This is a genomic window from Rheinheimera faecalis (genome assembly GCF_021290965.1).
Classification (GTDB): Bacteria; Pseudomonadota; Gammaproteobacteria; order Enterobacterales; family Alteromonadaceae; genus Pararheinheimera; species Pararheinheimera faecalis.
This window is the reverse complement of sequence record NZ_JAJOYT010000002.1, coordinates 263,482-286,017: the sequence shown is the minus strand read 5'-3', so window position 1 is coordinate 286,017 and position 22,536 is coordinate 263,482. Positions and strand designations below refer to the sequence as shown.

General features: G+C 46.6%; 22 protein-coding genes. 6 read left to right on the top strand and 16 right to left on the bottom strand.

Translation table 11 applies throughout. The annotated features are described in order from the left end of the window. Positions 1 to 184: 184 nt before the first annotated feature. Positions 185 to 1,090 (bottom strand): bifunctional GNAT family N-acetyltransferase/hotdog fold thioesterase, encoded by a 906-nt coding sequence (locus LSG34_RS04965; protein ID WP_233007707.1) that lies wholly within the window; start codon positions 1,088 to 1,090, stop codon positions 185 to 187. Positions 1,091 to 1,125: 35 nt separating this feature from the next. Between LSG34_RS04965 and LSG34_RS04960 the strand changes: the two genes are divergently transcribed. Next, entirely contained in the window at positions 1,126 to 1,743 is a 618-nt protein-coding gene (locus LSG34_RS04960) for a class I SAM-dependent methyltransferase (protein ID WP_233007706.1), read from the top strand. Here the strand turns inward: LSG34_RS04960 and dtd are convergent. Genes dtd through LSG34_RS04940 form a run of 4 tightly spaced genes read right to left on the bottom strand, consistent with a single transcriptional unit; the run spans position 1,721 to position 5,057 of the window. Beyond that, positions 1,721 to 2,158, bottom strand: coding sequence for a D-aminoacyl-tRNA deacylase (gene dtd / locus LSG34_RS04955; protein WP_233007705.1), 438 nt, complete (start codon positions 2,156 to 2,158; stop codon positions 1,721 to 1,723). The genes LSG34_RS04960 and dtd overlap by 23 nt on opposite strands. Next, the gene (pip, locus tag LSG34_RS04950; RefSeq protein ID WP_233007704.1) at positions 2,155 to 3,129 is read right to left on the bottom strand and encodes a prolyl aminopeptidase; all 975 of its coding nucleotides are present in this window, start codon (positions 3,127 to 3,129) and stop codon (positions 2,155 to 2,157) included. Before pip ends, dtd begins: the two co-directional genes overlap by 4 nt. Then, positions 3,126 to 4,016, bottom strand: a complete 891-nt coding sequence (locus tag LSG34_RS04945) for a virulence factor BrkB family protein (protein ID WP_233007703.1) — start codon at positions 4,014 to 4,016, stop codon at positions 3,126 to 3,128. The genes pip and LSG34_RS04945 overlap by 4 nt, the downstream gene beginning before the upstream one ends. A 6-nt stretch (positions 4,017 to 4,022) precedes the next feature. Continuing rightward, positions 4,023 to 5,057: an FAD:protein FMN transferase gene (locus tag LSG34_RS04940; RefSeq protein WP_233007702.1), complete on the bottom strand. Its 1,035-nt coding sequence runs from the start codon at positions 5,055 to 5,057 to the stop codon at positions 4,023 to 4,025. A gap of 203 nt (positions 5,058 to 5,260) precedes the next feature. Here LSG34_RS04940 and LSG34_RS04935 point away from each other — a divergent pair, with 203 nt between their 5' ends. Then, positions 5,261 to 7,330 carry a S9 family peptidase gene (locus LSG34_RS04935; protein ID WP_233007701.1) on the top strand — a complete coding sequence of 690 codons (2,070 nt, stop codon included), beginning with the start codon at positions 5,261 to 5,263 and terminating at the stop codon, positions 7,328 to 7,330. 135 nt (positions 7,331 to 7,465) lie between these two features. Continuing rightward, entirely contained in the window at positions 7,466 to 8,209 is a 744-nt protein-coding gene (locus LSG34_RS04930) for a ferredoxin--NADP reductase (protein WP_233007700.1), read from the top strand. Positions 8,210 to 8,221: 12 nt separating this feature from the next. On the opposite strand, the gene LSG34_RS04925 is transcribed toward LSG34_RS04930, so the two are convergent. The 3 genes from LSG34_RS04925 to LSG34_RS04915 form a co-directional block, all read right to left on the bottom strand. Then, complete coding sequence (locus LSG34_RS04925; protein ID WP_233007699.1) at positions 8,222 to 8,947, bottom strand: hypothetical protein; 726 nt, start codon at positions 8,945 to 8,947, stop codon at positions 8,222 to 8,224. 183 nt (positions 8,948 to 9,130) lie between these two features. Then, entirely contained in the window at positions 9,131 to 9,787 is a 657-nt protein-coding gene (locus LSG34_RS04920) for a substrate-binding periplasmic protein (RefSeq protein ID WP_233007698.1), read from the bottom strand. A 70-nt stretch (positions 9,788 to 9,857) separates the two neighbouring features. Then, the gene (locus tag LSG34_RS04915) at positions 9,858 to 10,499 is read right to left on the bottom strand and encodes a substrate-binding periplasmic protein (RefSeq protein WP_233007697.1); all 642 of its coding nucleotides are present in this window, start codon (positions 10,497 to 10,499) and stop codon (positions 9,858 to 9,860) included. A 325-nt stretch (positions 10,500 to 10,824) separates the two neighbouring features. Here LSG34_RS04915 and LSG34_RS04910 point away from each other — a divergent pair, with 325 nt between their 5' ends. Beyond that, positions 10,825 to 11,727, top strand: a complete 903-nt coding sequence (locus LSG34_RS04910) for a LysR family transcriptional regulator (protein WP_233007696.1) — start codon at positions 10,825 to 10,827, stop codon at positions 11,725 to 11,727. Between the two features lie 48 nt (positions 11,728 to 11,775). On the opposite strand, the gene LSG34_RS04905 is transcribed toward LSG34_RS04910, so the two are convergent. The 3 genes from LSG34_RS04905 to LSG34_RS04895 form a co-directional block, all read right to left on the bottom strand. Continuing rightward, entirely contained in the window at positions 11,776 to 13,527 is a 1,752-nt protein-coding gene (locus LSG34_RS04905; RefSeq protein ID WP_233007695.1) for an amidohydrolase, read from the bottom strand. Between the two features lie 28 nt (positions 13,528 to 13,555). After that, a complete protein-coding gene (locus LSG34_RS04900) occupies positions 13,556 to 13,903 on the bottom strand; it encodes a c-type cytochrome (protein ID WP_233007694.1) in 348 nt (115 codons plus the stop codon). 73 nt (positions 13,904 to 13,976) lie between these two features. Further along, entirely contained in the window at positions 13,977 to 14,696 is a 720-nt protein-coding gene (locus LSG34_RS04895) for a hydrolase (protein WP_233007693.1), read from the bottom strand. 264 nt (positions 14,697 to 14,960) lie between these two features. On the opposite strand from LSG34_RS04895, the gene LSG34_RS04890 reads away from it, so the two are divergent. After that, on the top strand, positions 14,961 to 15,878 hold the full coding sequence (locus tag LSG34_RS04890) for an alpha/beta hydrolase family protein (RefSeq protein ID WP_233007692.1): 918 nt from the start codon (positions 14,961 to 14,963) through the stop codon (positions 15,876 to 15,878). Between the two features lie 199 nt (positions 15,879 to 16,077). On the opposite strand, the gene LSG34_RS04885 is transcribed toward LSG34_RS04890, so the two are convergent. The 4 genes from LSG34_RS04885 to LSG34_RS04870 form a co-directional block, all read right to left on the bottom strand. Beyond that, positions 16,078 to 17,886: an ABC transporter transmembrane domain-containing protein gene (locus tag LSG34_RS04885; protein ID WP_233007691.1), complete on the bottom strand. Its 1,809-nt coding sequence runs from the start codon at positions 17,884 to 17,886 to the stop codon at positions 16,078 to 16,080. 3 nt (positions 17,887 to 17,889) lie between these two features. Further along, positions 17,890 to 18,288 (bottom strand): MAPEG family protein, encoded by a 399-nt coding sequence (locus tag LSG34_RS04880; protein WP_233007690.1) that lies wholly within the window; start codon positions 18,286 to 18,288, stop codon positions 17,890 to 17,892. Between the two features lie 84 nt (positions 18,289 to 18,372). Beyond that, positions 18,373 to 19,320 carry an HAAS signaling domain-containing protein gene (locus LSG34_RS04875; protein ID WP_233007689.1) on the bottom strand — a complete coding sequence of 316 codons (948 nt, stop codon included), beginning with the start codon at positions 19,318 to 19,320 and terminating at the stop codon, positions 18,373 to 18,375. Then, positions 19,320 to 19,700, bottom strand: a complete 381-nt coding sequence (locus LSG34_RS04870; protein WP_233007688.1) for a PadR family transcriptional regulator — start codon at positions 19,698 to 19,700, stop codon at positions 19,320 to 19,322. The genes LSG34_RS04875 and LSG34_RS04870 overlap by 1 nt, the downstream gene beginning before the upstream one ends. Before the next feature lie 391 nt (positions 19,701 to 20,091). Between LSG34_RS04870 and LSG34_RS04865 the strand changes: the two genes are divergently transcribed. Continuing rightward, positions 20,092 to 20,961 carry a bile acid:sodium symporter family protein gene (locus LSG34_RS04865; protein ID WP_269822790.1) on the top strand — a complete coding sequence of 290 codons (870 nt, stop codon included), beginning with the start codon at positions 20,092 to 20,094 and terminating at the stop codon, positions 20,959 to 20,961. An 89-nt stretch (positions 20,962 to 21,050) separates the two neighbouring features. Here the strand turns inward: LSG34_RS04865 and glpK are convergent, their stop codons facing one another. Then, positions 21,051 to 22,529 (bottom strand): glycerol kinase GlpK, encoded by a 1,479-nt coding sequence (glpK, locus tag LSG34_RS04860; RefSeq protein ID WP_233007686.1) that lies wholly within the window; start codon positions 22,527 to 22,529, stop codon positions 21,051 to 21,053. Between the last annotated feature and the right edge of the window lie 7 nt (positions 22,530 to 22,536).

The following is a 22,536-nucleotide window of genomic DNA, read 5'->3' as shown; positions in this document are numbered from 1 at the left end:
TTGGTTAAATCTGACTTTTGCGTATTTAAAGCTGCTGCTTTGTTGGCTACGCGTTCTCGCCCCGGTCACATCGAAAATTGACTGCGACACGGGCGACCATAAAGGTCGCCCGTACAATGACTTTGGTTAAATCTGACTTTCACGTATTTAAAGCTGCTGCTTTGTTGGCTACGCGTTCTCGCCCCTAGTGTGTTTTTTTCGGCAACACAGCAAAACGGCCTTCAAATACAGCGACTTGAATATCATCACAGAAAATGCCGACTTTGATCTCCAGCTTGGCTTTGCGCTGCTGTGCCAGTGCAGAAAAATCTGGCTGACTTTGATGTCGCCAGCAACGGCCTTCTGCCTGACCTGTTACAGGTTTCAAATAACGGATATGGCCATCTGCCAACACAATATCGCCATCCAGTTGCTGGTCTTTTAATAGTAACCAAACCATGCCCCAGCCTGTTAAAGTGCCCAGCGTATAAATGCTGCCGGCAAACATTGTCTGATGCAGATTGATATTGGGTTCGAGCGGAGCTACACAGCAAATTTTTTGTCTGTCTACATGCTGTACTTTTAATTGCATATAGGAAGACAAAGGAATTTTTTGCCAGAAAGTTTGCTGCAACTCTGGTACCCACTGCTGTAGTAATTGAGCAGATGCAGAAAAAGCTAAGGTTTTGACATAACGATGATGAGCAATGCCAAATAAGGCGTTGGCAGGTTCCAGATAGTGATAACCAGCTTTCTGATAAAAACCTGAAGCCGTATCGCGGGCATTAAGAATGATACGTTGCATGCCCTGTTCCAGCGCAACTTGCTCTAACTGCTGTAATACCATGGCACCTAAGCCATGGCCCTGCCATTGATCCGACACCGCCATATAACGCACCTGAGCTGTGTTTTCATCGACCTTATGTAAACGACCAACAGCGACAACTTCACCAGCTTCAGTGCAGACCATACGATGAAAAGAGACGGCTTCTGACTCGTCCTGCTCGGAGCCTTTTGGCTGATCCCAGGGCGCTCGCAGCACCTGCCAGCGTAATTGATAATAAGCTAACCATTGAGCTTCAGTTTGTGGGGCGCTAAGCTGCCAGTTCACATTGTGGTCCTGTAGTCCGTTGATTTGAGGGTATTGTGGAACAAAAACCAAGTGCTATACAACAGTTAGTCTGGTTTCAGTCTGGCCCTCCACGGCTGGAGCTGACGGAAGAAGGCTCTTTTTTATGCCTTTATCTGAACGGTATCATGCAAAGCAAAATGAATCAGTTGGCACCTGCTGCAACACTTTCTGCGCATCTGGGCCCAATTCTTTTTTCATTACAACAATTTAAACCTGATGCCGTTTTACAGCTTGGCTTGGGCGGAGGGGATATAAACCGCTTTGTGACCACTGTATTGCCGAACACCCAGCTGCTGACAGTAGAATTGAGTCAGGTTGTCATCGACACCTATCAGCGTTTTTTTTGCCTGAAAGGCAAAGAGGAGTTAGTAGCGTTGCCGGCTCAGGACTTTCTGCAGAACAATCAGCAGCAATGGCCTTTCGTGATCTGGGATATTTATCCGCTTTTTGAAGGCTGGCAGCCGGCGATGCAAAAAACATTAGAGCAAAGGGGCACTATTTGGATCAACTTGTCACAACCCGAATATCAGCAGCAGTTGGAAGCTTTACTGACAGAGCGCAGTTATCAATGCCACCAAGCTGAAGGCTATTTGAATCTGGTGTACGAGATTAACTCTCTAACAGGAAAGTGACTGGACCGTTGTTGACCAAAGCCACCTGCATATCAGCACCAAACTGACCTGTAGCGACCTCAATACCAAAACTTCTGCAATAAGCGACAAAATCCTGATACAACTTCAATGCGTTATCAGGATGAGCAGCGGTAGAAAAACTGGGTCTTAAGCCCGAATTGGTATCAGCCGCCAAAGTAAATTGTGATACCACCAACAAAGCACCACCAGCTTGCTGCACATTCAGATTCATTTTGCCGTTTTCATCGGAAAACATTCTGTATTTCAGTACTTTCTCTGCCAGCTTTTTGAGTTGTTGCTCTGTGTCATCTTTTTCTACGCCAAGCAGCACCAGCAAACCTGTATTGATGGCACCAATCACCTGTTGTTCAACAGTGACACTGGCTGAACTGACCCGCTGAATGAGTGCTTTCATACGGCTTCCACTTCCACAGCTTTTAACACCTCAGCCATCTCCAGACTGGCTTGATACAAAGCATTAGCAATACCCACTTCAGAGGCTGAGTGACCCGCATCCACCACCCAGCTCAGCTGTGCACCAGGCCAGAGCGAAACCAGACTAAAGGCACTTTCGGCTTTGCAGATCATATCGTAACGGCCGTGTACTACCTGGCAAGGTAAATGGCTGATTTTATGCATGTTATTTAGCAACTGGCCGGGCTCAAAAAAGCACTGATGCTGAAAATAATGATGCTCAATCAATGCCAAAGCTAAAGCAGACTGCGTATCCATTTCGCCGCTTCGGGAAAATTCGTTGGGCAGCAAAGTGGCAATACGGGATTCCCAGATACTCCAGGCCAAAGCAGCTTCTATACGAACAGCTTCATCTTTGTGATGCAGCTGTAACTGGTAGGCTTGCAGAACATCCAGTGGTGACAGATGAACGATTGGCTTGATAAAATCCTGATAATAATCAGGAAAAACCTGACTAGCGCCAAAACCTGCACGGTACAGCCAGTCGATATCCTGTTCACGCCCCAGGAAAATGCCACGCAAAATAAACCCCAGACAATGCTGCGGATAAGCCTGGCCATAAGCCAAAGCCAGGGTACTACCCCAGGAACCACCTGCGACCAGCCATTTCGAAAGACCAAGATGCTGGCGGATTTGTTCCATGTCCGCGATCAGATGTTGAGTGCTGTTACTTTCCAACTGCAAAGCCGGAGTGGATAAACCACAGCCCCGCTGATCAAAAATAATAATATGGTACAAAGCCGGATCAAACAGCTGACGATGAAAAGGCGAGCTGCCCCCACCAGGTCCACCATGACAATAAATCACCGGGATCCCCTGAGGGTTGCCACTTTGTTCCAGATAAATCTGCTGATGATCAGGAGTTTGAAGCCATTCAGTGGTAAAAGGCTCTACAGGCGCAGCTGCATTCATGCGGTGTTGTCCTTTTCGGCTAACTTTTCTGCCTCCGAAGCCGCCTGAAGATAAAGCTCTTCCAACAAAGCAGTTAACTCAGCGCCTACTAACACCACCAACCACACCAGATAGATCCACAAAAATAAGATCGGCACTAAAGCCAAAGCACCATAAATGGCCTGATAGGACGGGAAATGAGTGATATAAAGGGCAAAACCTTTCTTTAACAATTCAAACATGACGCTGGCTGTTACTGCGCCAATCAATGCATGGCGATACTGCACTTTGGCATTAGGCACGACCAAATACAGCAGGAAAAAAGCCAAAATAGAAAACACATAAGGTGTCAGTGCCAGCAGTACGCTGCTTAACCCCGGAGTGTAGCCGTCAGCCAGACTGGAAAAAGACAGAATATAAGAAGTGACTGCAATGGATGTCCCAAGCAGAATAGGCCCAAAGGTCAGCACCATCCAATATATAGAAAACGAAATAATCAGCCGTGGGCGTTTTTTAATACGGAATATGCTGTTGATGGTTTTATCGATATTGTGGATCAGCATCAGCGCTACTACCACCAAAGCTCCGATACCTACGGCTGTCATTTTGCCAATATTTTCAACAAATCCGGCAATATACAATCGTAAGTCATCCCCCTTCGCAGGCGCTACATTGGCATATAAAAATGCTTCCAGCTGGTCGCGCAATTCGGCAAACATAGGAAAAGCGCCCATCACGGAAAACATCACCGCAATAAAAGGCACCAGAGACAATAACGAGATATAAGCCAGGTAACCACCAATCACATTGATCTGGTCATGCTGGCAACGCTTAAGATACAAACTTAAAAAATCATTGCTCTTTGAGCGCCACAACTGCAGCTTCTCTTTGTCCCATCCTTGTGCCATCAGGTTTTACTCCACGAAGCTGAACGCTGTACCTGAAGAGAGAGCTTCAGTTAAAGCTTTGCTTGGTTTTTCAATAAAATCAGCACCTTGCTGATCAATAAATAACACAGGTAATTTCAATTCATCCGCCACCTTCAGTCCCTGCTCACTACCCATACATAAAAAGGCAGTAGACCAGGCATCCCCCCATGTCGGATCAGGAATTAAGATGGTCGTAGACACTGTAGCATGAGTCACAGGTGTTCCGGTGCGTGCATCAAGTACATGGCTGTAACGTACACCATCCTGATCATAAAAGTGACGGTAAGTGCCTGATGTCATAATAGATAACGGCTCATTTTGTTGCACGCTGATGATTTTTTGTAATTTTTGCGAATCAGGTAAAGGTTTTTCAATAGCAACACGCCAGGCTTTAGCTTCCGGCTTCTTACCTTTACTGACCAGCTCACCACCAACTTCCACCAGATAATTCTGGATGCCAGCCTTATCAAGAATTTTAGCCAGTTGGCCCACTGTATAGCCTTGTGCAATAGAGGACACATCCACTCTTAACGCAGGGTTGAATTTGGTCAGACTGGTTTCAGTACTCTTTAGCTTGTCTAAACCAATAGTTTGTTTCAGCGTCTGAATTTGCTCTGTGCTGGGTTTAGTTAACTTATCGCCACGAAAGCCCCACAGTTCGAAATAAGGTTTTACCGTTAAATCGTAACAACCTTCGCTGTAAGTCGACACTTGTCTGGCAATCTCTACCAGTTGCACCAGCTCATCACCTACTTCAATAGGGTTCTGGCTCTGCTGAGCATTAAAAGCTTCAATCACAGAGTCGGGTCTGTAATTCGACATCAGCAGATCAATACGATCAAGCTCGTCTTTTAACTGAGTCTCTAAGCTACTTTTATCCAGCTCTTGTTCACTCCAAAAGCTAACAGTAAAGGTAGAACCTTGGGCTGGTCCTGAAATACGTTGTATTTGATCGGGTTGACTACAGGCGGTTAAACCAACAAGAAGAAAGGCAAAAACACTCAAGCTTTTTAACGACATAAGGCACTACAGACAAAAGAATGGATAGCGCCAGTGTAAACAAAACAGGCTATAAAATCCAGCCACTAAGGCCGTGGATTCTGGCTTACAGCGAGATAACAACACAAACTGAACGCTTAAATTCAGGTTTTGGTCGCTGGCAATTTGTGCAGCAGGTCACATCGGGTTAGTTTAGCTACTGACTTATCAGAAGAGGTTTAACAATGAAAAAGCCCCAGGCCTTTGCGCCTTTTATTTACTCCTGCATCGCAAGCGCCACTTTGCTCTGTGCCTTGCCAGTGTTTGCTGCGGATACAACAAGCCAGTACTTTGAATCTGAAGATATTTTTGCGCTGGAATATGCCAACGATCCGCAAGTATCACCAGACGGCAAACAGGTGGTGTACGTGCGTAACAGCAACGATATTATGACGGACGGTACCCACAGCAGTTTATGGTTGCTGGATGTAAAAACCGGCCATCAAAGTCCGTTATTTGTTGATCAGTTTAACTACGGCAGTCCGCGCTGGTCTGAAGATGGCAGTCGTATAGCCTTTATTTCTGATCGCTCAGGTTCGCGTCAAATCCATGTGCATTACGTCAAAGAAAACAAAACCGCGTTAGTCAGTCAGCTCTCCAAAAGCCCGGGCAATTTAAACTGGTCACCAGATGGCGAACAGCTCGCCTTTACGATGAATGTGCCGGCTCAACCGACCAAACTGGCTAAAGCCACTAAAATGCCAAAAAAACCTGAAGGCGCTAAATGGTCTGAACCTGCGGTGTTGATTGAACGGGCTCAGTATCAGGCTGATGGTCAGGGCTTTTTAAAATCAGAGTTTCGCCATGTTTTTGTTTTACCTTCCACTGGTGGCAAAGAACGCAAGCTGACTGACGGTGACTTTAACTACGGCTCAGACTTAAGCTGGACGCCAGATGGCAAAGCACTTATTTTTTCGGCCAATACCAGCAAAGACTGGGAATACCAGCCACGAGACAGCGACCTGTACCAATTCACCTTGGCAAGCGGTCAATTAAAGCAACTGACCAGTATGCCAGGTCAGGAAACCTCAGCTGTATTTTCACCTGATGGCAAATACCTGGCTTTTGTCTGGGGTAATAATGAAAAAGTGCCTTATACCAACGGCAAACTCAAACTGATGGACTGGCGTTCAGGCGAAATTAAAGATCTGACCAAAGAGCTGGATCGGGACGTCGAAAACCCACAATGGCTGGATAACAGCAGTCTGGTGATCCAGTTTGATGACAAAGGCAAGCGCACTCTTTCTTCAGTGTCTTTATCCGGCAAATTAGAGCAGCTCACCGATCAATTGTCTGGCGCAGGTTTACCTCAGCCCTACTTAAGCGGTGAATACAGTGTTGCCAATGAAATCATTGCCTTTACTCAGGGCAATGCACAGCGTCCAGCCGATGTAGCAGTAATAACAAATGGTAAAACCCGCACTTTAACGGCATTAAACGAAGATGTACTTGGTCATAAAAAACTGGGGCAAGTGCATGAAATTAATTACAAATCATCTTTTGACGGTGAACCCATCCAGGGCTGGTATATCACACCACCGGATTTTGACCCGAAGAAAAAATACCCTATGATGCTGGAAATTCACGGAGGCCCACATTTAGCCTACGGCCCACATTTCAGCGCTGAGATGCAACGTTTTGCTAAAGAAGGTTATGTGGTGTTTTACGACAACCACAGAGGCAGCTCGTCTTATGGCGAACGTTTTGCCATGTTATTACACGGTAAATACAGCTCGCCAGAAGATTACGCAGACCACGATTCAGGCGTCAATGCGATGATTGATCTGGGTTTTGTTGATAAAGATAACCTCTTTATCGCTGGTGGTTCTGCCGGTGGTATCGCGACTGCTTATGCTGTGGGTTTAACTCAGCGCTATAAAGCTGCGGCAGTGGTTAAACCTATTATCAACTGGCTCAGTAAAGTACTGACAGGCGACAGTTACCTGTATCAAACCTTCCATCAGTTCCCTGGTGTGCCTTGGGAAAACGTTGAGCATTATTGGAAACGTTCGCCTTTGTCGCTGGTGGGTAATGTCACTACTCCTACTATGTTGATGACTGGCGAGGCTGACAGACGTACGCCTATCAGTGAGTCCGAGCAGTTTTATCAGGCGCTGAAAATCCGCAAAGTCGACACTGTGATGGTGCGTATTCCAGGCTCACCCCATGGTATTGCCAATAAACCCAGCCGGATGATCACCAAGATTGAATACATTCTGGCCTGGTTTGATCAATACAAAACCAGTTCAAACTAGCAATGCAAAAGCCCGGTTCTCCGGGCTTTTTTTCGTCGGCAAAGCAAGCTTCAGACAACCTGAGCACAAGGCTTGTATATAAGTGCAGTTTTGTTAGTCTTGTTACAAGCAATCGGTTCAAGCAGGAAATAACAGATGGCACAGTGGCTTAGCGGTACAGTAACGGCAAATACACACTGGACTGACACTTTATTCAGCTTACGGGTGCAGACAGAGCCTTTTGATTTTATCGCTGGCCAGTTTGTCCGGCTGGCTCTGGACACAGCGAATGGCAAAGTACAACGCGCCTACTCACTGCTGAATAGTCCGGGCGACACAGAGCAGGAATTTTTAATCAGCACAGTGGCCGATGGCTTACTAACACCTCTGCTACAGCAGCTTAAAGCTGGTGATACAGTGCAAGTCAGCCAGCCTGCCAGCGGCTTTTTTATTCTGGATGAAGTGCCTGATGGTAAAAACCTGTGGTTGATTTCAACAGGTACAGGTATTGGCCCTTATTTGTCCATGCTCGGCACAGACACTCCATGGCAACGCTTTTCCTCGATAGTTCTGCTGCACAGTGTGCGTTTTGCTGCAGAATTGGCTTATCAGCCACTAATTAGTCAATTTCAACAGCGTTATGGTACACAACTGCATTATCAGCCCATAGTCACAAGAGAAGCTCAGGCAGGTGCTTTACAGCAACGTATTCCGGAGTTAATCAGCAGCGGTACACTGCAACAGACCTGTGGTCAGAGCCTGGATGCACAATCTCAAGTGCTGCTATGCGGTAATCCACAAATGATCACTGAAACCAAAACCGTATTAGAAAGCCTTGGCCTGAAAAAGAATTTACGCCGCGACCCCGGGCAGATCACAGTGGAACAATACTGGAAATAACAGCTTAAAGCCTTAACACTGAGTCACAGGCAAAGTCAGTGAACCTTTTATAACCTGCTGCTGATGAATCTCTACCAGGCATAACTGACTGGCGACAGCTTCGGAGCTTAGTTTTAGATTTGACACAGTTTTACCTTTGATTTTCAGCTCAACCTGTTTGTCCTTTGCCAATTGATTCAGGCTATGCACCACACAAATATTGTTGGCCAAGCGATGATTCAAGGCTAAATCTAAATCACCTACACCAGCGACCCGGCTTAAATCTCTGTCCAGATTAATACGCAAATCCGGCTTGTGGTCAGCAGTAAAACCGGCAAATTGCAGATTAAATACCAGCACATCCTCAAAAGCTAAGTTGTCTTGTTCAGATTGGGGGAATTCCATCGTTAGTTGTTGCACTGCACCTAAAGAAGCAGCTTTGATTAAAGCTTCATCACCTGGCCATACTGCTTTTTCTAACCTTTCGGACAACGTAGGACCATAGACCCAACGATATAAAGCGGTTTGAGGTTCTTCACTGGCTTGTTGATACCAGGTGTTTTGCAATGCCGCTATTTTCTCGGCTTTCAGGTAATAACGCAGCGCTGTATCTTCCGGACATGAGGCCACAGAAAGCGCAGGCTTTTTGCCCAACGCTATCACCTGAGTGTTATTTGGATCCTGTTTTGTTTGCCACCACTCGGTTGCCAACACAGGACTGGCGCTTAAAGCCAGAGCTAATACTGCCGAAAATTTCATCACTACTCTCCAGTTGCCGCGCCATTGTAGGAGAACAACACCTTTTTGCAACTATTCATATTGTCTGCTGCGCCTGACTGGCTGCTGAATCCATGGAAAATTCCACGCTCAACCTAATGACAGAGAACTCAGATTAAGAAATTCGGAAATAGTTTCAGTGGCGCAACAAGAACAGCTTGAACACTAATGGGAAGGCGCAGGGGCAGGCATCTTTTGACGTTGATGATAACGCAGAATCGCCTGATTTAATTTTGGCATTATGTCTGGATTACGGGCTATATAGGCTTTGCTGATATAAATACCAAAAGGGCGCTGTATTTCCAGTTGTATCGAATATAAAGCAGGATCGAGTTTCTCTTGCTGTATCACGGCTTTTGCGGTCAGTCCGGGTAACAGAATGGCATCAACCCGACGCGAATTTAATAGAGTAAATAACATACGAATATTGTTGGGAGCACCTGCAACTTTGTAGTGCTGTTTCATCAGCCACAGATAAGGGTTACTGTTTAACTGCGCTGAAACTATAGCGTTTTGCTTAAATTCAGCAGAATCTGGCTTTAAATCGCTGCGTTGTTTTAACCAAACCCAGCTCCAGCCTGTGTAAGTGACAGCTGCAGAAAATTCCGCGACTTTGTTGCGCTCTTCATTTTCAGACGCCAGAAATAAACCATCCACCACCTGATTTTGCATATCCTTTACTGCCCTGCCGTAATTCGGTTCAGCTACGATTTTAAAGTCTTGTTGCAGATCGGCCATAATGCTGACAAAAGCTTCATAGCCAAAGCCATGATAGCTGCCATCCTGTATATAGGTGTAAGGCGGATAATCTGGCATCCCCATGCGCAAAGGCTCTTTCGCCTCCGTTTCTGCGGCTAAAACCCAACCGCAGCATATAAAAATCTTGAGCAACTTACAGAGGCTGTTCATCATCAACTTGAGCATGATAACGACGAATAGCTGCGTTTAATTGCTGCATAAACTGCGGATGATTGTTCAGGTAAGTTTTATTGATATAAATCGCAAAAGGTAAGGTAATTTCCTGCTGAAAACTAAATAACGCCGTATCAATATCTTGTTCTGCCATCAGAGTTTTTATGGTCAGCTCCGGTAATAAAATGGCGTCGACTCGTTTAAATTTCAATAAATTTAACAAACCCCGGATATCGGTAGTGCCAGCCGTCACCTGATAATGATGTTCTTTCAGCCAGCGGAACGCATTGCTGTTGGTTTGTGCTGATACTTGCGCTTTATGTTTAAAGTTTTCGGAGCCTGGCACCAAATCTGTACGCTGCTTTAACCAAACCCAAGTCCACTGGATCATCAAAACAGGCTCAGAAAACTCAGCATTTTTATTACGTTCATTACTTTCAGTCGCCAGAAAAAAACCATCGACTGTATCTTGTTGCAGATCAACAATAGCGCGGCCAAAATGAGGCACTAACTGCACCGAAAAGGGTTGCTCCAGGTCAGCCATAATAGCGGCCACAGCCTCATATCCTATGCCCTTATTATGCCCACTTTCCTGATAGGTGTAAGGCGGATAGTCTGGCATTAAAAATCGTAACTCCTCCTTAGCTACCGCATTTCCAGAGACAGACCAGCAGATAAAAAAACACACTAAAAACCTGAACATAAGTAACTACCATCAAAAATACAAAAAGGACTGCTGATACAAGATTAACTCTAGCAGCAATAATGAAATTGCGGTGCAAAACAACAAAGAAGCAGCGCTGACTTTTCTAGCCACTCTGGCAATATGGCTTTGTGAATCAGCTTATTAGCTAAGTGACAAATGTCGGCAGGACTGTAAAATACTTAAATAGTTACCTCACTCTGCTTTTTAATTTTTCCTTTATAACTACGGGATACAGCGCAGCATGCTAAAAGTGACACTGGAACAGTGGCGAATGTTTAAAGTGGTGGCCGATCATGGAGGCTTTAATCAGGCTGCAGCTGTGATCCATAAAAGCCAGTCCAGCATTCACACTGCAGTGCAAAAAATTGAAGCCAGCTTAGGTGTTGCTTTGTTCCGGGTAGAAGGCCGTAAGACGCTGTTGACCGAAGAAGGTGAAATGATTCTGCGCCGGGTCAATTATCTGCTGGACGAAGCATCCAGAGTAGAGGACATAGGCCTGACGCTGGCTGAAGGCATAGAAACCAAATTACGTATTGCTGTGGATGAAATATTCCCGCAGCATTTATTGTACAAAGCGCTGGAAAACACCTCAGCCGCCTACCCTATGCTGCGCATTGAGTTGAGTGAATCCATTTTATCCGGCGCAAAAGAGCTGCTGGAAACCTTTCAGGTTGATCTTGCAGTATCGCCGCTGACCATCAAAGATATTTTCAGTGAAGAGTTATGCCAGATAGAATTTATGGCAGTCGCCTGCCCCACTCACCCACTGTTTGCCATAGAACGAGACCTGACCATTGAAGATTTAAAATCCTATCGGCAAATAGTCGTACGAGATTCTGCGATTTCACGACGCAATGACGAAGGTTGGCTCGGCGCTAACCAGCGCTGGACTGTCAGTCATATGCGCACCTCGATAGATATGATTAAAAAAGGTCTGGGTTTTGCGTGGTTACCTTTAACTTCTATAGTCGACGATTTAGAACTAGGTTTGCTGAAACCTTTACCACTTTGTAATGGCCGAACCCGAAAAGTGAATCTGCATTTATTGTTTTTAGACGCAGACAAGCTAGGCCCTGCCGCCCGCACCTTTTTAGGTGAATTGCGTTATCAGAGTATGGATTTGCCTACGTCAGAAGATATGTAAAAACAAACCACCACCTGCATTCAGGTGATGGTTTCTGTGACTTTAAGCTTATTGATTTACAGGCGACCAGGCTGGAGTAGCAGCCTCCGGCTTTTTATACAAAGCAGGATAAGCACTCTGGCTGGCGTACTGCACTTCACCATCGACCACTGTCAGCTCCGCTTCGGTCTGCAATAGCTTCTCTTCAGATACTTTTAAAATATCCTGATTCAGCACCACAAAGTCTGCATACATACCAGGCTGAATTTGGCCTTTCACCAACTCTTCCCCTGAAAAATAAGCACTGCCAGAGGTAAAGACTTTTAAGGCTGTTAATCTGTCTAAGGTGTTTTCTTTACCATATAAAGGGGTGCCACCCACAGTTTTACCCGACACTGCCCAGTAATAAGTCGCCCAAGGGTTGAAGCTCGCTACACGGGTGCCGTCTGTACCAAAACCTACAGGAATACCCAGCTCCAGCATCTTTTTAAAAGGTGGGCTTTGTTCTGTTTTGGCTTTGCCATAACGCTGTAAAAAGTCTTCACCGGCAAAAGCCATTCGGCCCTGCACTGCAATGGCACCACCTAAAGCTTTAACGCGTTTCAGGTTTTTATCTGAAATAGTTTCAGCATGGTCGATGATCCAACGGACTTTATTCAGTGGCTGAGTCTGATTAATAGTTTCAAACACCGTCAGCATACGTTCAATCGACTCATCGTAAGTGGCGTGAATACGGAAAGGCCAACCTTGCACTAAATGTAATCTTACGATTTGCTCTAATTCAGGATCGGCGTCCGCATCCAGTTCTGGCCGTGCTGACATAAAGTTTTCGTAGTCAGAGGCTTTCCACGCCAGCAACTCACCACCACCTTCTACGACATACCCATTATCCATATGCAAATGCAGGTTCTGGTTGTTTTTGTAGTTACTCATCCATTGGCTGAAGCTGCTCAACTCCTTGCCCGGGGTTTGTGGGAACAAGTAGTTCGACACCCGGATTGGCAATTTACCTGTCACAGCCAATACGGTAGAAGCTTCATAGTTTTCAGGAAAGTCATGACCACCGCCACCGGCGTCCACGACACTGGTCACACCTAAACTCAGCAGCTTGCTATAAAACTGTTTGCTGGAATTCAGTTGGTCGTCCTGTGACAACTGCGGCAGCGCAGCTATGGTTTTGTATAAAATGGTTGGGTTAGGGTCAGCAATTAGACGGCCTGTTAATTCACCCTGCGCATCTTTTTCATAATAACTGTCTTTCGGTGCCACTGAATCTTTGCTGATCCCCAGAACTTGCATGGCTTTTTTATTCAGCACAGCACCAGAGTATAAATGTAGTACAAAGACTGGTGTATTTGGCGCAATTTCAGTCAACTCAGCTGATGTAGGTAAACGCTTTTCTTTAAACTGATAAGGGCTAAAACCACCCACTACCCGTGCCCACTGGCCTTCTGGTGTCACTTCAACGTTCTTTTTCAGCAAAGCTAACGCATCTTTTAATGAGGTTAAGCCTTCCCAGCGGGTTTCTAAATTGTAAAAGCGACCGCCACGCACCACATGCAGGTGAGAGTCGTTGATGCCAGGGATCACCCGGCGACCTTGAGCGTCTATCAGTTGGGTCTTGGCTGTTTTTTGCGCCAGCAAGCTTTGGCTGTCTGTAGTTAATTGTTCAAAACGGCCATTAGTGACAGAAAAAGCCGAGTATTCTTTGCCATCAAAAGTTTGAATTTTTGCGTTGTAGACTATTAAATCAGCCGCCATCAGGCTGAATGACAAACCAGAGGCCACTGCCGCTGCGACTAATTGTTTAACCAGTTTCATAAAATTTTCCTTTTAATTCAGTGTTCGACTATTGCTGAGCAGCAGCTTGTTTGCCACTTTGAGATGAAAAAAATACCGCAAGAGCTTCAATATCCTGATCCGACAGTGCACTGGCATTGGCTTGCATAATAAAAGCGAAACCGCCTTTACGTTTACCGTCGCGATACGCCTTTAAGGCGTACTGCAGATACTCTTTATTTTGTCCGGCCAGATTCGGGTTGGTAGCCACAGGAGCTATACCAAATTCACCATGACAACCTAAACATTGCTGGGACAACACCTGACCTTTGGCGTACAACTGCTCACTGCTGGCTGCAGAGTGTTGACTGAATGTAGCTGCGACTATCAGTAAAGCTAAAGCTGTTAGAGTTTTCATCTTCGCCTCCTTCCTCTTTCGATAAAAAGGCCACTTATCGTGGCCTTCTGCTATCCAGTTGTTGACTGAGCTGTTATTGGCCTTCTTTGGCATTAAACATTTCAGTAGCGTAAATCAAACCTAAGCCATAACCACCTGCATGTTCTTTGGCGATATCGGTCACAGCTTCGTAAGAGGCGGTACGAGCCCAGTCACGTTGCAGCTCTAACATGTATTGCAACCAGGTCACAGGACGGGCACCGGCCTGGATCATACGTAACACCGCCATATCATGAGCTTCTTTGCTGACACCACCTGAGGCATCAGTAACAAAATACACTTCGTACCCTTCATCTATGGCCGACAGCACAGGGCCTACACCACATACTTCAGTCCATAAGGCAGAAATTACAATTTTGTTCTTTTTGAATTTCTTCACCAGATCAGTCACCCGTTTGTCTTCCCAGGTATTCATGGTGGTGCGGTCTATCGGCGTTTGCTCTGGAAATACTTTTTGCAATTCAGGGAAAATTGGACCGCTGAAAGACTTAGCTGCCACAGTCGTCAGAATAGTTGGCACTTCAAAAGCCTTGGCCGCTTTAGCTAAACCAGTGACGTTATTACGCACTTCTTCAATGGTATGAGAGCGTGTTGCAAAAGCCATTTGTGGCTGGTGGTCGATCAAAATCAGAGTGTGGTTGGTTGGCGTTAACAGCGTCTTGCCAGGCTCACCAGCAAAAGCAGGAGCACTGATAGCAGCAAACAGAGAAACACCAGCGATAACAGATTGTAAGATTTTGTTTAATTTGAACATTTTAAAATTCCTTCTGGATGATTGAGTTTAGTTTTTTTAATGGACGACTGCGTAACCAGTCCATGAGTCATATAATAGAGGATTAAAAAAGAATGAAAATTAGTGAAAAACGCAACTTTCATTCTGTTTTGTGGAATTTTAAAATCAGGAAAATAAGCTAATAGCCAAAACTCAATTTGACGTCGTTTTCACATTTGCTGCTTTAAGCTCTATGCCACAAATGCGGGAACTCCGTTTCCCCTGACAGAAAAACAGGAAAAAGTGATGGCACAAACAAAAGGAAAAAAGGCAATGTTGACTATTGGTGTTGTGGTAGCAGGAGTAGCTGCGCTTTGGTATGGCGTATTTGGCTTAAAACCTTATAGCTTAAGCGCAGAAGAGCTGAGCGCACGTTACGCTTATAGTATGAAACAACAGGTGCAACTGGAGCTCAAAGAACTGACTCCACAAAGTTTTGAGTTTACTTATCAGAGCTTTGATGGCGTGACTGTCAATGGTCGTATTAGCTACCCACTAGATCCAAAAGCCATTCGGAGTCCTGTGCCAGTGCTGATTGGTGCTCATGCTATGGGCAGAAGTCAAATTCGCTGGTGGCAAGACAGTTTTAAAGACAGAGCTACCTTTGAGCAAACTGACAAAATAACAGCTATGGCCCTGGCGAAAGGTTATGCAGTAGTGGCCATAGATGCCCGTCATCATGGTTTACGCAAAGACCCTAATTTAAGCATTGTGGATATTATTGATAATTTACACTGGTGGGGAGAACGCGAGCCGTACGAAACCATGCTGGTGGATACAGTTCGGGATCATCGTGTGTTGCTGGATTGGTTGGTAAAGCAACCTATGCTTGATAAAAACAACATTAAACTGGCCGGTTACAGCATGGGCGCACAAATCAGCTTGTTATTGGCTGGAGTCGACTCTCGTATTCAAAGTGTCGCAGCCATAGTACCGCCTCATATGAACAGCACTACAGCCGCAGTGGCACCGCTTAATGTGATAGCAGGTCTGGCGGATAATCAGGTCTGGCTTTTCACCGCAGACGATGACGAATACGCCAGCATCAAACAGAATCAACAGCTGTTTGATGCGTTGCCAAACGCAGATAAAAAGCTATTCCGTTTCGACAGTGGTCATCTGTTGCCGGCAGATTATGTGACCAAACTAGAACCCTGGCTATAAGCCAGAGTTCGTCCTTTACATACCCAAAGTAATTGGAGTTGCAGGGAGGCGACAAGAGAGTGAGACCCCAGGAGCATAGTAGTCCTGTGTGCAATTGGATTGAAGCGAGAGCGAGCTGCTCAACCCCAGCATGGTATTTATAAAACAACTGGGGCGAGGCTCGCAGTCAACAAAGCTGCAGCTTCAAGTACGAAGGGTATTAGTGGCTAAACTGCAGCGCCGCCAAACGGGCATATAGTTCACTGCTTTGCAGCAGTTCGGTATGAGTGCCCTGTGCCACTATGCGCCCCGCTTCCAATACTACAATACGATCGGCGGCCAATACTGTTGCCAGCCGGTGCGCTATCACTAAGGTAGTACGGTTTTGTGCGGCGTTGTCTAAAGCTTGCTGCACTTGCCGCTCGCTTTCAGCATCCAAAGCGCTGGTGGCTTCATCCAGCAATAACACCGAAGGGTTACTTAAGATGGCTCGTGCTATGGAAATACGTTGACGCTGACCACCAGATAAACGCACACCACGTTCGCCTAAATAAGTGTTGTAGCCTTCAGGTAAAGCCAGAATAAAGTCATGAGCTGCTGCCATTTTCGCTGCATCCTGCACTTCTTGCTCTGACGCTTCAGGGCGGGCATAACGGATATTATCCAGTACAGAACCTGCAAATATCACAGTGTCCTGCAGCACTATGCCAAAAGGCTGACGGGCATCTGTTAAACGTACATCTTTTAAATCCATGCCGTTAAATTTCACCTGACCTTGTTGTGGATCGTAAAAGCGCAGTAACAGCTGGAACAAGGTGGTTTTACCTGCCCCTGAAGGGCCAACTAAAGCTATATGTTCACCGGGTTTAATTTGCAGTGAAAAATCCTGTAAGGCCAAAGTATCAGGCCGCGATGGATAGCTGAAATTAACGCCGTTAAACTCAATGCCAGTGCCAGCCAGATTATGTTCAGGCAAAACAAAAGGCAGAGGGTCGGCTCTTTCAACCACTGGGGATTCTACATTGAGTAACTGCATCAAGCGCTCAGCCGCACCAGCTGCACGTTGTAAGTCGCCCCAAACTTCGGCAATAGCGCCAATGGCACCAGCAGTTAAAACCGCATACAAAATAAACTGCGACAACTCGCCGCCTGTCATTTCATTGGCCAGCACCGCCTGAGCACCTAACCAAAGCACAAAAGAGATAGCACCAAACACCAGCACTATCGCCACCAGAGTTAACATGGAACGGGCGCGAATACGGGATAAGGCTGTGGTAAAGGCATTTTCAACCGAGTCGGTAAAACGCAGCGTTTCGCGCTGTTCTTGCCGGTACGACTGCACTGTTGGGATAGCGTTTAACACTTCACCTGCCACAGCGCTGGCATCCGCAATACGATCCTGACTGTCACGCGACAGCTTACGAACTTTGCGGCCAAATAAGAAAATCGGCAAAATCACCAGCACTAAGGTCAGCAAAATATAAGCGGCTAATTTAACGCTGGTGACAAACAACATCACCAAACCGCCAAGCAACAAGAAGGTGTTGCGTAAACCCATCGACAAACTGGTGCCCACCACAGCCTGAATTAAGGTGGTATCAGTGGTTAAACGCGACAAGACTTCGCCGGTTTTAGTCAGTTCAAAAAACTGCGGACTCATTTTCACCACATGGGCATAGACAGCACTACGTAAATCGGCCGTTACCCGCTCCCCCAGCCAGGACACATAATAAAACCGCAACGCAGTGGCCACAGCTAAGACGACAGAAAGACCAAATAACGCCAGAAAGTATTTGTCGATATGACCAGCCTGATCGGTGGAAAAACCCGCATCAATCAGATACCGAAAAGCCACAGGCAACGTCAGAGTGGCTACAGCAGCCACTGTTAAAGCGACAAAAGTCAGCAACCAGCGGCTGGCATAAGGAGTTAAAAACGGAATTAAGCTAAAAAGAGGACCAATTTTTTTGGTCGGAGCCTGAACTTCAGTATCAGGCTCCGCTTCGGTAACGAGGGATGTGCTGCTCATAACTTACAAACCAGCCATCATACGCAGCACTATGCCAACGGCCGCACCTATCATCAGCACCAGCAAGGCGACAAAACCAATGACAAAACCTGGGCCACGGCTTTTTGCGTCTTTGATATAACTGACGGCGTAATACAAACGTCCAACCAACCAGACCAAACCCACTAAGCCTGCCCAGAGTGGACTGACATATTCACTGAATAACCAGAGCGCAGGTAAAAACAGCACCAGATGTTCCAGCGTATTCATCTGTACACGGAATATGCGCTCAAAATCCAGATTACCCGTGGTTGCAGGTGCAGCCACGCCATATTTTTTCCGCGCCATAGCAACGGCCATACAACTGTATAAAAACAATAAAAGTGCCAGCAAAGTGACAATAGCAGGAAGATGTAAAGCCATGATAAACCTTCAGTAAGGTAAGGCGGATTGCCTTTGAAGGTTATGGGGCTGCCGAGTGATGAATTCAACAGCCCCATTGTACACTTAGTTTAGTCTGTTCAACCTGAGCAGATCCCTGACCGCTTCATAACCCGGGAAACAGGCGGTGATCAAAAGACCATAGGTGAAGCCCTTTTCCAGTTGCAGCACTGTAAACAGGCTATTCAGCTCAGCTGGACCGGCCTGCAACAGAGGACCACTAAAAGCCAACACCACTAAAAACACTGTAAATGCCGCATTGACTGCAATGCTGCTAAGCAACAGGCTGCGGTTCCAGATCCGTTGCTGTAACTGCCATAAACTCAGCAGCACAGACAGCACTATCACCGGGCTAAACCATTGCAACATCAACAAAGCCGTATCAGTAAAAGTGACACTACGGGCAGCAAACTCCGCCGGATCCATCCATAGCGGATACCAAATAACAATAAGCAGAAAGATACAGGTCGCCAGATCGGTAAAAATGTCGGTCAGGCTAATATGCTGCCAGCCCAAGTCTGCTTTGGGTAACTCTTTAGGCGACCAGTCTTTGCCAGGGCAATTGCCCAGCTTATGCCCTGTACCATTTACTGCAGCAAAACTAAGCACTATCACAGTAAAAGCAAAACAGGCGTCCGCCATAAAACCTGCTGCCAGCTGCAACATAAAGCGAATTAAGTTGCCATCACTGCTGCCCATCCAATGGGTCGTAGCCCCTATCACCTGCAATACAAAAAGCACGCCCAATACCATATACAAAGTATGTTTCAGCAACGGCATATCTTCGGCTGCAACTAAAGCTTTTGGCGGCACAAACTGATAAGCCACAACTCTTGGCCGACCCATTTGCTTCAACACTGCGGCCACATCATCTTCTGATAACTGGCCCTGTTGTTCTTTAAGCGCATCGAGCTGGTCCATAATATTGGCATTCAGTTCACGGCCTATTTCCTGTCTTTTCGATTCAGGTAACTCGCGCTGCACTGCAGCGACATAACGTTCTACCAGTTCCATTATTCTGTCTCCCCGCTTTGATTGTGCTCTGGGTTTTGGCTTAGTTCTTCACCTTCAGTGAGCAAAGGAGCCAAAGCCGAATTCAGTTGTCGCCATTCGTCAGTCAGTTGCAGCAGCAGCTCTTTACCTTGCTCTGACAACAAGTAATAACGCCGCTCGCGGCCTTCAGCCTGCTGCCATTCGCTGTCCAGCAAACCTTGTTCAGCTAAACGCCGCACCAGCGGATACAAAGTGCCTTCGTCTATGTCGATGCCTCTGTCCTGCAATTGTTTTCTCAGCGAATAGCCATAATGTGGCTGCTTCAACGAGGCCAAGACGGCCAGTACCAGCACACCACGGCGCAGTTCCAATCGCATTTTGTCCAGCTGTGAAGTGGTCATAAGAAATCCTGTGTTGTGATATACCCTTCGTACTTGAAGCCGCTGCTTTGTTGACTGCGCCCTCTCGCCCCAGTCACATAGGTGAACTATGCTCCAGGGGTCTCACTGGCTTGTCGCCTCGCCGCAATTTCAAGGTACTTGGGTATAAATCATCGATACTGTGTCACGCACACTGTGCGACGCACAGCAAATACTAGGCGCGACACAGTAAGATCGCAAGCTTATTTTTCATATAACAATTAAGTGAATGAAAAATAATAACATTTAGTTGTTTACCTAAGGGATCGCAGTGAAACAGCAGTGTTTCAGGCTTGAGAGTTGAGCAACTCTTGCTCAGTCTGGAATTTCAAGTTAGGGTAATCCTCAGTATCTCTTTGAAGAATAATTAAAAATGTTTGAAGCGCTAACCCAGATTGGTTTACCCATAGCACTCATACTGATAATGACTGGCGTTGGTATGACGCTACGGCCTGCCAACTTTAAGGAGGTTGCCCGTCAGCCCAAAGCATTTTTTGTAGGTGCTTTAGCGCAGTTATTACTCTTACCTGTTACGGCTTTACTGGTGATTTATCTGTTTGATCTACAAGGTGAACTGGCTGTAGGTTTGTTTATTCTGGCCTTGTGTCCGGGTGGCACTACGTCCAATTTGTACAGCTACTTAGCCAAAGCTGATGTGGGTTTGTCGGTGGCTTTAACAGCACTGGTTGGATTTATTACGCCCTTTTCGTTGCCGCTGCTGGCGGTATGGGCGATAGAACACTTCCTCGGTGAAAACACCTCATTCCAGCTGCCGCTGTTAAAAACCTGGCTGACCTTGATGATTGTCAGTGTTTTGCCTGTATTGCTTGGCATGTGGTTTAACTTTAAATGGCCTGAGCGTTCAGCTCGTCTTCAACCCTTTATCAGCCGCTTTTCGGTGATTGTATTGGTGTTGTTGATCATCAGCATAGCGACCGATCTGGGCGCGGATCTTTGGCTGTTTTTAGAAAAAACCGGACCGGCTACTTTAGCTTTAAATCTGCTGACCATGGTTGCGGGTTATTGGTTAGGCCGATTTTTACTACAGCAGGAAAAACAAGCCAGAACCATTTGCCTTGAGGTCGGCCTGCAAAATGGCACGCTCGCTTTGATGATCACCACTGGCATTTTACAAAATACTGCCATGTCGATAGCGCCCAGCGTCTATAGCTTGCTGATGTTTATGACGGCTAGTTTGTTTACGGTTTGGGTGTTACGCAAAGATAAAACCCGACCGGTCTGAAGGGTGCGTTGATAACCTCAGGTGCAGATTTGAAATGCAACACGGGCGACCATAAAGGTCGCCCCTACGGCCGCCGTTTAGTATGAGCTTTACGCAAGCACCGAAGCCAAAGCTTTCTGCCAGCCGCTTAGCAACTGCTGGCGTTTATCTGCTGACATCTGCGGTAAAAACTGTTGCGCATCAGAGCTAAACTGCACCTCGGCCAGACTTTCAAACCAACCCAGTGCTACTCCGGCCAATACCGAAGCGCCATAAGCTGACGCTTCGTTTTGGCTGGGTTTGAGCACAGGCACATTCAGCACATCGGCCAGATGCTGGCATAACCAGTGATTCGCCACCATGCCACCATCAATTTGCAATTGCTCTGCCTTTGCACCATCAGCCAACATCGCAGCCAATAAATCAGCCGTCTGATACACCACAGCTTCCAGGGCGGCACGGGCTAAATGCGCTTTGCCCGTGCCCAGTGTCATACCAACCAAAGCAGCACGAGCTTCAGGTTGCCAATGTGGTGCAGCTAAACCGGTAAAAGCCGGTACTAGATAGACACCACCGTTATCGGGCAGGCTTTGCGCCAAAGCTTCAGTTTCACTGGCTTGTTGAATAACACCCAGCTGATCCCGCAGCCATTTGACTGCAGCACCAGCAACAAAAATGGCCCCTTCCAGCGCATAAAAAGTTTGGCCCTGCACAGTAAAAGCCACAGTGGTCAGTAACCTGTGTTTAGAAAATAACGGACTGCAGCCGGTATTTAATAACGCAAAACAGCCTGTGCCATAGGTACTTTTTAACGAACCCGCACTAATACACCCTTGGCCTAAAGCCGCAGCTTGTTGATCGCCCACCAGCGCCAGCACAGGTAAAGCCAAACCAAATAAGCGGGTATCACACAAGCCATACATATCAGCACTTTGTTTTACCTGCGGCAGAATATGCTCCGGCACATCAAACAACTGCAGTAGTTCTTGATCCCAATTTAAGCTTTGCAGATTCAGCAATAAAGTGCGACTGGCATTGGTGGTGTCTGTAGCATGCACTTGCCCCGAAGTTAAACGCCAGAGCAAAAAACTATCTACAGTGCCAAAAGCCAGTTCATTGTCAGCCAGCGCCTGCTGCACATCGGCATTGTTGCGCAGTAACCACTGAATTTTGCTGGCGGAAAAATAAGGATCCAGCAGCAAACCTGTTTTTTGCTGCACCCAATCTTCATGGCCCTGATCTTTAAGCCGCTGGCAATAATCCGCTGTACGCCTGTCCTGCCAGACAATAGCAGGTGCCAGCACTTGATCTTTGGCTTTATGCCAAAGCACAGTAGTTTCGCGCTGATTGCTGATACTGACACCCAGCACTTCAATACCCAGCTGCACAGCCTGCGCCAACACCTGCCGACACACCTTCAGCACCGACAACCAAATCAGCTCTGCGTCTTGCTCTACCCAGCCCTGCTCCGGATAGACACAATCCAGTTCCTGCTGCGCCACAGCCAATACCTTGCCGTCGCGGTTAAATAACAAAGCGCGGCTGGATGAGGTGCCTTGGTCTATAGATAAAATGGCTTGCTGGCGCATAAATGGC

Excerpts from the sequence above, each read along its gene's own strand:
- dtd (WP_233007705.1), bottom strand. The coding sequence starts at position 2,158 with ATGAAAGCACTCATTCAGCGGGTCAGTTCAGCCAGTGTCACTGTTGAA.
- pip (WP_233007704.1), bottom strand. The coding sequence starts at position 3,129 with ATGAATGCAGCTGCGCCTGTAGAGCCTTTTACCACTGAATGGCTTCAA.
- LSG34_RS04945 (WP_233007703.1), bottom strand. The coding sequence starts at position 4,016 with ATGGCACAAGGATGGGACAAAGAGAAGCTGCAGTTGTGGCGCTCAAAG.
- LSG34_RS04940 (WP_233007702.1), bottom strand. The coding sequence starts at position 5,057 with ATGTCGTTAAAAAGCTTGAGTGTTTTTGCCTTTCTTCTTGTTGGTTTA.
- LSG34_RS04935 (WP_233007701.1), top strand. The coding sequence starts at position 5,261 with ATGAAAAAGCCCCAGGCCTTTGCGCCTTTTATTTACTCCTGCATCGCA.
- LSG34_RS04930 (WP_233007700.1), top strand. The coding sequence starts at position 7,466 with ATGGCACAGTGGCTTAGCGGTACAGTAACGGCAAATACACACTGGACT.
- LSG34_RS04925 (WP_233007699.1), bottom strand. The coding sequence starts at position 8,947 with ATGAAATTTTCGGCAGTATTAGCTCTGGCTTTAAGCGCCAGTCCTGTG.
- LSG34_RS04920 (WP_233007698.1), bottom strand. The coding sequence starts at position 9,787 with ATGGGGATGCCAGATTATCCGCCTTACACCTATATACAGGATGGCAGC.
- LSG34_RS04915 (WP_233007697.1), bottom strand. The coding sequence starts at position 10,499 with ATGCCAGACTATCCGCCTTACACCTATCAGGAAAGTGGGCATAATAAG.
- LSG34_RS04910 (WP_233007696.1), top strand. The coding sequence starts at position 10,825 with ATGCTAAAAGTGACACTGGAACAGTGGCGAATGTTTAAAGTGGTGGCC.
- LSG34_RS04905 (WP_233007695.1), bottom strand. The coding sequence starts at position 13,527 with ATGAAACTGGTTAAACAATTAGTCGCAGCGGCAGTGGCCTCTGGTTTG.
- LSG34_RS04900 (WP_233007694.1), bottom strand. The coding sequence starts at position 13,903 with ATGAAAACTCTAACAGCTTTAGCTTTACTGATAGTCGCAGCTACATTC.
- LSG34_RS04895 (WP_233007693.1), bottom strand. The coding sequence starts at position 14,696 with ATGTTCAAATTAAACAAAATCTTACAATCTGTTATCGCTGGTGTTTCT.
- LSG34_RS04890 (WP_233007692.1), top strand. The coding sequence starts at position 14,961 with ATGGCACAAACAAAAGGAAAAAAGGCAATGTTGACTATTGGTGTTGTG.
- LSG34_RS04885 (WP_233007691.1), bottom strand. The coding sequence starts at position 17,886 with ATGAGCAGCACATCCCTCGTTACCGAAGCGGAGCCTGATACTGAAGTT.
- LSG34_RS04880 (WP_233007690.1), bottom strand. The coding sequence starts at position 18,288 with ATGGCTTTACATCTTCCTGCTATTGTCACTTTGCTGGCACTTTTATTG.
- LSG34_RS04875 (WP_233007689.1), bottom strand. The coding sequence starts at position 19,320 with ATGGAACTGGTAGAACGTTATGTCGCTGCAGTGCAGCGCGAGTTACCT.
- LSG34_RS04870 (WP_233007688.1), bottom strand. The coding sequence starts at position 19,700 with ATGACCACTTCACAGCTGGACAAAATGCGATTGGAACTGCGCCGTGGT.
- LSG34_RS04865 (WP_269822790.1), top strand. The coding sequence starts at position 20,092 with ATGTTTGAAGCGCTAACCCAGATTGGTTTACCCATAGCACTCATACTG.
- glpK (WP_233007686.1), bottom strand. The coding sequence starts at position 22,529 with ATGCGCCAGCAAGCCATTTTATCTATAGACCAAGGCACCTCATCCAGC.